The organism is Comamonas sp. HJ-2, from assembly GCF_053615495.1.
Genome location: NZ_JBSIFD010000057.1, coordinates 1 through 6,855 on the forward strand (window position 1 = coordinate 1; position 6,855 = coordinate 6,855).

General features: G+C 55.7%; 10 protein-coding genes. All 10 read right to left on the bottom strand.

Translation table 11 applies throughout. From position 1 onward, the window contains the following. Positions 1-447 precede the first annotated feature (447 nt). A complete protein-coding gene (locus ACWGXF_RS24175) occupies positions 448-699 on the bottom strand; it encodes a hypothetical protein (protein WP_452102583.1) in 252 nt (83 codons plus the stop codon). Between the two features lie 205 nt (positions 700-904). Then, positions 905-2,278, bottom strand: a complete 1,374-nt coding sequence (locus tag ACWGXF_RS24180) for a zonular occludens toxin domain-containing protein (RefSeq protein ID WP_452102584.1) — start codon at positions 2,276-2,278, stop codon at positions 905-907. Continuing rightward, on the bottom strand, positions 2,275-2,610 hold the full coding sequence (locus tag ACWGXF_RS24185; RefSeq protein WP_452102585.1) for a DUF2523 family protein: 336 nt from the start codon (positions 2,608-2,610) through the stop codon (positions 2,275-2,277). Before ACWGXF_RS24185 ends, ACWGXF_RS24180 begins: the two co-directional genes overlap by 4 nt. Position 2,611: 1 nt before the next feature. Further along, on the bottom strand, positions 2,612-4,099 hold the full coding sequence (locus ACWGXF_RS24190; protein WP_452102586.1) for a hypothetical protein: 1,488 nt from the start codon (positions 4,097-4,099) through the stop codon (positions 2,612-2,614). A 104-nt stretch (positions 4,100-4,203) separates the two neighbouring features. Continuing rightward, positions 4,204-4,446, bottom strand: coding sequence for a hypothetical protein (locus tag ACWGXF_RS24195; RefSeq protein ID WP_452102587.1), 243 nt, complete (start codon positions 4,444-4,446; stop codon positions 4,204-4,206). Positions 4,447-4,518: 72 nt separating this feature from the next. Further along, the gene (locus ACWGXF_RS24200; RefSeq protein WP_452102588.1) at positions 4,519-4,731 is read right to left on the bottom strand and encodes a hypothetical protein; all 213 of its coding nucleotides are present in this window, start codon (positions 4,729-4,731) and stop codon (positions 4,519-4,521) included. Positions 4,732-4,752: 21 nt separating this feature from the next. After that, a complete protein-coding gene (locus ACWGXF_RS24205) occupies positions 4,753-4,923 on the bottom strand; it encodes a hypothetical protein (protein WP_187427551.1) in 171 nt (56 codons plus the stop codon). 12 nt (positions 4,924-4,935) lie between these two features. Next, a complete protein-coding gene (locus ACWGXF_RS24210) occupies positions 4,936-5,130 on the bottom strand; it encodes a hypothetical protein (RefSeq protein WP_034357626.1) in 195 nt (64 codons plus the stop codon). Between the two features lie 2 nt (positions 5,131-5,132). Further along, positions 5,133-5,453, bottom strand: a complete 321-nt coding sequence (locus ACWGXF_RS24215; RefSeq protein ID WP_452102589.1) for a hypothetical protein — start codon at positions 5,451-5,453, stop codon at positions 5,133-5,135. A gap of 21 nt (positions 5,454-5,474) precedes the next feature. Further along, positions 5,475-6,746 carry a replication initiation factor domain-containing protein gene (locus ACWGXF_RS24220; protein WP_452102590.1) on the bottom strand — a complete coding sequence of 424 codons (1,272 nt, stop codon included), beginning with the start codon at positions 6,744-6,746 and terminating at the stop codon, positions 5,475-5,477. Positions 6,747-6,855: the final 109 nt, after the last annotated feature.

The window sequence follows — 6,855 nt, forward strand, 5'->3', positions numbered from 1 at the left end:
ATGTATATTATGTTTAATCGCATCGCACACCGTTTGCGTAAAAGGCTGCTGACACAGCGCGCACTGCTCAAATTTTCATAACGATTGCTCGAACGTCAGTTGATGTTTAGAGCACCATACCCCGCACATCTCCCTCACTTTCTCAGCATCCTGGAAAACGTCCCCGGCAGCATTGAACAAAAAGCAAGGCTGCTAGACATTTCCCCGTCAACACTACGACGGTACCGCGCGCAAGGCCAAGCACCCAGGGCCATCCACCTAGCGCTATTCTGGGAGTCAACCTGGGGCATCCAGTACATTGAGTCGATCTCAAACCTGCGCACGTCCACATACTTCGCCCAGGCACAAGCGCAAGAGCGGCGAAACAAACGGCTCATGCATCAAATTGCGCTGCTTGAGGCTGAATTAGCCAAATCAAACACCGGACCCGCCAATCTACCCATCTTCTCAGTTGGATAGCCAGCGCAAAAAATCCGCCCTGAAATACCCGAAATAGACACAGGTTCCAAGAACAAGGCCCATCACCCAAAGGAACTTATCCATAAAGGTGGCCTTTTTCTTAGGCTCACGCTGCTCATGCACCGGCTCCGAGACACGCGGCTGCTGAGCAGCCGAGTAAGTGCCTTTGGTCGCGCTGTAGCGCATGCCATTTTTCTTCGCGTAATCGTCCCGATAGTAGTCCCGATCCTCTAGTCCCATAGATCCCCCTTCTGGCGAGATCATAGGACAGAGCGCCTGCGGCGGTTTGTCTTTCAGGACACGGAGCGAAGGCCCGATCTTTGCCGGAAGCGCGCCACGCGAGCCAGGTGCATGTAACTGCGGGAGGTGCCGCGTGCAGTCCTATCGATAGAACTGGCAATGCCTGATCTACGGTTGACATCAGGGGCGAGGCCCCCGATACCCCCTAAAGCTTCCCAGATTCGACCAAGCGCGCGGTGCGGCCGGCCTTGGAGATATCGGCCATGGTGGCATGCTGCTGGTACTGCGGAGCGCGATATTCCGCAACCTCTTGATGCGCCTGCTGCTCAGGCTCTGCACCAGTTCGCAGCGGCTTATCGCTTCGGCCACCGCCGCCAGAGTCGATCACGATGGGCTTGTTATCGGTGCCTGCTGGCGCGTTCGGCGCATCGCAAGTGACCATGCGAGAACCACCACCCTCCCAGCTCAGTTGCGCGATGCAGTGGGCCTTGTATGCGACCTGGTAGCCCGCGGCTTTCATGTCGTCGCTATTGAGGTCGAACATGCGCCTGGTGCCATCGCTGATGACAAAGGTGTACCAGTGCTGGCCGCGCTTGATGATTTCGCCAGTGACATGAATGCTTTTGCCCTTCAGTGGCTCTTTGTCATCCGCCTTGACATTTTCAGCGTCCTGGCTCTCGGCGCTAGCCTGCGTATTCTTGGCCGTGGCCGTAGGCACCACAGCTGCAGCGACAGGGCTTGATGCCTGTACAGCAGCCTTGGGCTTAGGCTCGACTTTCTTGTTGCCCCAGACGTCCACATCAGGCTTAGGCCAGAAGGCCCAGACGACCAGGCAGAGCGTGACGGCCAACCAAGCCCATTTAGCACGGTTGAAGTAGACGATCATGGGTTTGACGTCCGTCATACCGGCTTCAGAGGTGCCGCTGCTTTGCGTGTTGCTGCGGTACAGCCCAAAGTACTGGGTTTCGTACTTGCGCTGATTCTGCTGGATCATGGCGCCGCGATAGCCCGCATGCACCTTGCGGATGTATTCACCCTTGTTGCCCAGGATGTCTGCCTTGCGGCACTTAATGAGCGTTGCGACAAGCTGCGCAATGGGCTGGTTGATGTCGCGGAAGCTTTGCGTCATCAGCAAGACTTCAGCGTTGTAGTGCCTGTGCAGTTTGAACCACTGCACCACCGCATCAGGCGTGCCGAGCTTTGGCAAGGCCACGTGGCATTCGTCAATGACGTAGAGCGGCCCCTCCCCCTTTGGTCCTCGCCAGTCGCTGTAGTAGTCCCAGACAGTGCCGAACGTGAAGACGTTTTCTGACTGCTGCACAGGCTCCTTATCCGTCCAGAGGCTAAATGCTTCCTGCTCTGCGATGTTCGCCGCATTCCAGTCGCCCAGCTGCGGAGCTGGCCTGGTGCGAACTTCAATCAGGACCCGATACGCGGGATCGATGGCAGCGAACGCATCAATATTCAATGGCAGGTTTGTGATGACTTTGCGGCCGGCCTGGAGCGCCGGCAGGACATGGTACGCAACGGCCTCATAGCTTTTGCCAGAGCCGGGAATGCCTTCAATACCATTAATCATGAGCCGAGCCTTGTGAACGGAATGAGCTGCAGCATCAGACGAATGCCAAGTGCAGCGACAACGATTGCAGACGCAGCGCCAAGGCCCATCAGGCCCATGACATTCAGCAGCTCAGGAGGTAGCTGGCTCCATGCGCCAAACGCTCCATTGAGCCCAGAAAGTTCCACTGCATTCATTGCTGTGACGGCGATACCGAGCAGGCCATCAAAGCCCCAGCAGACCAGGTCTGAGAGCATGTCCCAGCCCGCTTTAAAGATGGCCACAAACAGGTTGCCAAACCATGTGACGATGGCCGCGAGCTTGGCAAACAGTGCTGTAAATGCTGCTGCCATGTCAGCCCCCAAAAACGATGCGACGCGCAGATACAGCAGCCATCAGCAGCAGGATGTATTTGCAGGTATCCCAAATCCAGCAAGGCATAGGCACCTCATGCGTGCCGTAATCTGCCCATGAGCCAATGCTCAAGTCCAGATTGAAGCTGGGGCATGTACCGCCATTCAATGACGTTGGCATGAGTTGCTCTGCCAGGCTAAACAGACCACTACTTTTGAATTCCTGGCTACGCTGATTCCAGACGCCAGAAAGACCATCGGGATACTTCTGCTTATAGAGCTCAGGAAGATCACCAAGAGCAGTATCTACTGGCATCTGGTCATCCTTATCGTCCTCGACCTCTTCAGTTTTAGTTTCAGTAGTTGTGACGTTTGTCACGTTGTTTGTGATATTCGTGGTCGTGTTATTGACCGTGGAATGCGAGACAGTACTACCCGAATATGTGATCGGATGAGTTGCAGTTGTAGTGGTGGTTTTTGTGCCTGGTTGAGTTTGAGAAGGCGGTGTACCAGGCGGAGCAACAGTCGTTGTGCCAGGCACAAGCTGCACACCCTCAGTTGCCGTGGTTGACTTGCCTTTTACGCTGGCAGGGCCGTTTATCTCAACGCCATTGCTCGGGTAGTCCTGGATGATTCTTCTCGTGTCTGGATACTTCAGCATCTCAGCGAGAGCTACGGAAGCAGAACTAGGCCAGCCATCACGAGATGCAATCCAGTCCTGAACTTCTTGCTCATTCATCGCAACAACAGGCTTATCTGCCGTGCACTTGCCGTCTGCAACGTAGTTGCCGGTACTGCAACCAGAAAACCCTTCCCGCGCAATCGGAAATGTATGCGTATAGGGATTTGGGCCAAATAAAAACGAGATTACACAGCCACCCGAAACGACTTGGGCAGACTGCAGCTGATAGCTCCCTCCGGTATACACATCCTGCGCGTATGCGTTGCATGCAGACCCTGGCGAGATACCAATCACGCTAGCGTGAGAATTGACGCGATAGATATACCCATCGGAAATTTCGTAGGGCTTGTCATCAGGGCGCTCCGCAGAGAGAAGTCCGTCTGAGCCAAGCTTTACATTCTTAAGCCCATAGTCAATCAGCGCATCGACCGCAATTCCACCAACAACGCCACCAGCCACGCGACCACCGAGCTTTGCAGAAAGAATCAGCGCCTTAGCGATATTGGCTTTTGGAATTTTTACGCGTGCCGTAACTTCAGCACCTGTACCAATTGGAAGCCGCCTAGTGGTGCTGACCTTTGGCTCCGCATCAGATACGCTCTGACCGGTGACAAGTGCGTCAGAGATGGGCACAACACGCTTGATCGTGGAGTTGTTCTCATTGACCGGAACATAGTTGTAGGTGTTGGTCTGCTGAGACACCTCGACGATGGGCACATTCGTCGGTATTTGCAAGGGAGCAGCAGAAGCAGAGCCGCAAACAAATGCCGCCATGCCAACAACAAAGCCTTGAGAGCACTTAATCATCACATCCTCGCAAGGCTGAAAAAGCAAAGCGCCCCGATCGCGCCGATCAGCGCAAAAGCGACGTGAACGACGACGACCAGGGCGACTATGAGCATGACCGGGCCTTAGATCTTGCTGATGATGCGCTTGACGATGCTGGGACCCTTGATGACCAGGGCAATGGTGACGATCACCGCAGCCATCGCCAGCACCTTTGCAGAGATGCCGGACAGGTCCACACCATCGAACAGGCTGTCGATGCCAGCACCTTCAGCACGAGCAGCAGTTGCCATCACCATTGCACCAACCGCCAGAGCGGCTTGTGCACCACGAGCGCGCAGAGCACGCAAAGCATTGAACTTCTGCATAGGATTTCCCTCTTCAAATCAGTGCGAACTTGCACCAGGGAGCGGGCACCTCGCCCACTCTCGGCTGCAGGCTCAAATGCCTCGAATCAGTTTGAGCACCAGGCCCAACACGTAGCCAGTGATAGCGATGGCGAAGACCAGGCCAAACCCAAGCGCAACGGACTGGCTGATGCTTTGCGGAGTAATGCCCAGCGCGGCAAGGTCTTGCACGGTGATTTCTGTCACCGCGACCTGGTTGCCTGGCTGGCATGGGTTTTCGATCTGAGTGCAGACGAAGTAGCTCATCAGATGACTTTCATAAAGGCATCAATCCTCTGTAACGTCGGGCAGGTCTGAAACCCACTCTTCATAAGGACGGATGTTGTGGGAGCCACAGACAGGGCAGCCACACTCGACAACCTCTGAAACGGTGAAGCCAAGATTGATCTCTTGGCAGTCATCGCAGCAGGCGGTGTCGTCATCAAGTTCATTGCTCATGGGGATACCTCATCAAAGTTCATCCAGGTCAATGACCTGAGCCTTGTGGAATTCGTCAACGTGATCCGCGATCATTTCGACGGCGGTTTCCATGTCGTCCACAGTGCAGGCATCACGCAAGAGCAGCACCCAGCGCGGCTGGCCGTCATCTGGGTCAGGAGAGAGGAAAGCGCCGGTAAATGCCGACTGGATCACGTAGCGGGACATGCTTAAGCAGCCTTCCCGGATGCCTTGGGCTTGATGTCCACCAGCACGAGCTTGGAGGACTGATCAGCGCCTGCTGCCATCTCGAAAATGCAGTCCACGGCAACACCGCCGACAGGCCACGACTCCTTCAGGTGCTTCCACTTGCTGTACTCAGCAGAGGTGCCCATCTTGAAAGGCCGGGTGACCTGGCCCAGGCTTTCGCCGTTCTGGCTATCGGGCAGATCAACAGCCAAATGGAACGTGGTCGAGTCGAAGGCGCGGCCCTCGTAATCGCCCTTGCTGGACTTGATGCCGGTGAGTACACCTTGTGCTTGAAAACGCATGTTGATTCCTTGGTTTAGGCATTAAGCAAATGCCGGACTAGCCCGCCCACTGCTAGCCAGCTTGGTAAAGACACGTTGATATGAGGCTTCGATGTCGGCCATGCCGAACTTCTTGAGGCGGTTTGGCAGCTTTGTGGCGAACTCATCGAAGTAATTCGCAAACGCTTTTTCAGGAAGATTCCGAATAGCCAGAAAAACAGAGGCCCCGGCAGTGCTCATGAGCCAGCGCGCATTGCGCGCCACTTCGGCGTCGATGGTTTGAATCTGGACTTGCTTCTCGCACTTGACTGGCTCGGGAATGGCCTGTGCGCCCAGCTCTCGCAAGATGGATGCATGCCAGTCACTGGCACCGGCAAAGAAGTTAGCAGGACGCCGCAGCATGTCGGGCAGCAGCACGCGCTTTTGATTGCCATAACGCAGCTCAACACGAATCCATTTCGAGTCGTCTTCTTTGCCGAATAGCTGCTTGCCCTTCTCGTAGATGTTGGTCAGCTTGCCCCCGGCTCGAGAGCCGAGATAGAAGCTGCGCCCCTTCTTTTTGGAGAGGTGATCGCCAGACACATCGGAGTCAGGACGGTGGCCGAGGTGATCCATCAAGCCAGAGCGGTACTCTTCAAAGAAGCGCTCAAACACATCGCCATGACCCTTGTCACCAATGCCGTCCATGAAGTCGGCAGCCAGGTCGATGCGCGTGATGACGCCGCGATGGTCTTCGATGTAATCGGCCATGACCTGGGGCCAGCCGCGCTGCGCAAACGTGCAAGCCATGCCTTCCAGATTCACATGCAGCGTGTTGTTCTGGTTCTCGGCACGCTTGCCGTTATTCGTGGCCAGGAAGCCCACCCAGCCGACCGGATGACCCTTGCGCAGAATGTCGATGCGGAAGCGGTAGAAGTCCTTGCCTTTTTGAATCAGGGGATCTGCAGTGAAGTCCTGGCCGAGGATTTCCGCGACCTCTTCTGCCAGCGTGAACGCCTGTGAGCTGGCCTGATAGTCTGGGTCGGGCAAGTCCTTAAGCAGGTTCACCACACGCTGGCGGCGTTGCTTGACTTCAGCATGTGCAGCGGCACGGCGGTTATCGCTCCAACCGTCACGCTCGGCCATGTAGTCGATAGAGCCGTCAGGTTCAGGAAACAGCAGCTCAACGCTTGGCACTGGGGCATGACGGCGGTTCACCGTGAAGCGCAGCCAGTCAATATGGATGTAAGACCACTCTTCAACTTTTGCCGCGTGCAAGCGCACCTTGATTTCGCGGTTGTTGACCAGGACTAGATCGTTTTGGCGCTTGCTCATACGCCCTGCCCTGTAGAAGTTGTCCCCGTGTTACCTACGGGGACAGAAGATGAATAAGCCGGTGCGTACCCACCAAAATTGATAGCAGCGGGAGCAGCTGCGGACGTAT